Here is a 1466-nt window from a genome sequence, read left to right as displayed (position 1 = left end):
GGGGCTGGAAAGCGAAAGCATCACCCGTCGCGGATGAACCGCAGGTCATCGGCCCGTACCCGCTTGCCGGCGTCGCAAACCAACATTGGCAGACTGGCACTGTGCAGCACACCGTAGTCGTGATCACCGATATCCACGCTCCACCTGCGGTGATCTTCGATCTCGAACTCGACATGGACGAACACTCGGCCTCGCTCCGAAAAACGGACGAGGTGGCCGTGACGAGTACGGGTAGACCAGCGCTGGAAGAGGGCGACGAGGTGTCCTTCACCGCTCGGCATTTCGGGTGGAGATTCTCGATGACAAGCCGGATCACGCAGTACAACCGCCCGTATTCGTTCACCGACGAGCAGGTTCGCGGCCCGTTTACCGCAATGCAGCACGAGCACGTCTTCGACGTTCAGCCGGGTGGGTGGACGCGGATGCACGACCGCTTCACGGTCACGGCCCCCTTCGGCGTGCTCGGACACCTGGCTTTGAGGTTGGCTGTCGGCCCGTATCTGCGACGCCTTCTCGAGCAACGCGCCGCGCACATCAAAGATCGCGCAGAAGCTGACACCTCATTTGTCGAGTGAGAACCCTCTGCTGAAGCAGCGCAGAGTGTGTTGACTCGACAGAACCGTGCTCACTCAGCAGCAGTCGCACTCGTCACCTTTCTCGGCCGCAGCCACGACCGGGCAGCACGGATCGCCCTTCCACGCGTTGATGCCTTCTTTCACCGCGATGACGGCGATCACCAGTGCCGCAATCGGATCCGCCCACGACCAGCCGAGCACCGAGTTGAGCAGCAAACCGACCAGCAAGACCGCAGAGAGGTACGTGCAGAGCAGAGTCTGCTTCGAGTCCGCGACCGCCGAAAGGGAACCCAGCTCCCGACCGGCTCGGCGCTGCGCGTAGGACAGGGCCGGCATGATCGCCAAACTGACTGCAGCCAAAACTATTCCGACGGTGGTGTGCTGGGCCTCCCCCAGACCGAACAGCGACCGAATCGCGTCGAACGAGACATACGCAGCGAGCCCGAAGAACGAGAATGCGATCACGCGTAGCGCCGTCTTCTCACGGCTCGTCGGATCCGGCGCCGAGAACTGCCAGGCAACCGCTGCCGCCGAGGATACTTCGATCACGGAATCAAGACCGAACCCGAACAGGGCCGCAGACGACACCCGCGTGCCCTCCGCCAGCGCAATGATCGCCTCGACGACGTTGTAGCTGATCGTGATCGCCACGAAGATGCGGATTCTTCTCGACAACAGCGCTCGTCGGTCAGTCGAGAAACCGACACCGTCAACGGGAGCAACCATCAGCAGCACCCCTCTGATTCGCTGTCCGGGCAGTACGACGGATCCACCGCGAGTACGACCCCGAGCAGGTCGTCGAGGGCCCGACCGATATGTACATCGGCGAGTTCGTATCTGGTCCGGCGCCCTTCCGGGACGGCCACCACCAAGCCGCAACCGCGCAGGCAC

The 1466-nt window shown here is 62.8% G+C and carries 3 protein-coding genes; 1 reads left to right on the top strand and 2 read right to left on the bottom strand.

The genetic code is table 11. From position 1 onward, the window contains the following. Positions 1-575: SRPBCC family protein (locus ABT116_RS45785; RefSeq protein ID WP_351647082.1), on the top strand; the 575-nt coding region annotated here is incomplete at its 5' end. A 54-nt stretch (positions 576-629) separates the two neighbouring features. On the opposite strand, the gene ABT116_RS45780 is transcribed toward ABT116_RS45785, so the two are convergent. Continuing rightward, a complete protein-coding gene (locus ABT116_RS45780) occupies positions 630-1301 on the bottom strand; it encodes a cation efflux transmembrane domain-containing protein (protein ID WP_351647086.1) in 672 nt (223 codons plus the stop codon). After that, positions 1301-1466, bottom strand: a 166-nt coding sequence (locus ABT116_RS45775; protein WP_351647084.1) for a helix-turn-helix domain-containing protein, incomplete at its 5' end; no start/stop codon positions are given. The genes ABT116_RS45780 and ABT116_RS45775, both read right to left, overlap by 1 nt.

The sequence above is a fragment of the Streptomyces sp. NPDC002130 genome, from assembly GCF_040296465.1.
Lineage (GTDB): Bacteria > Actinomycetota > Actinomycetes > Streptomycetales > Streptomycetaceae > Streptomyces.
This window is presented reverse-complemented; position numbering and strand designations above follow the sequence as displayed.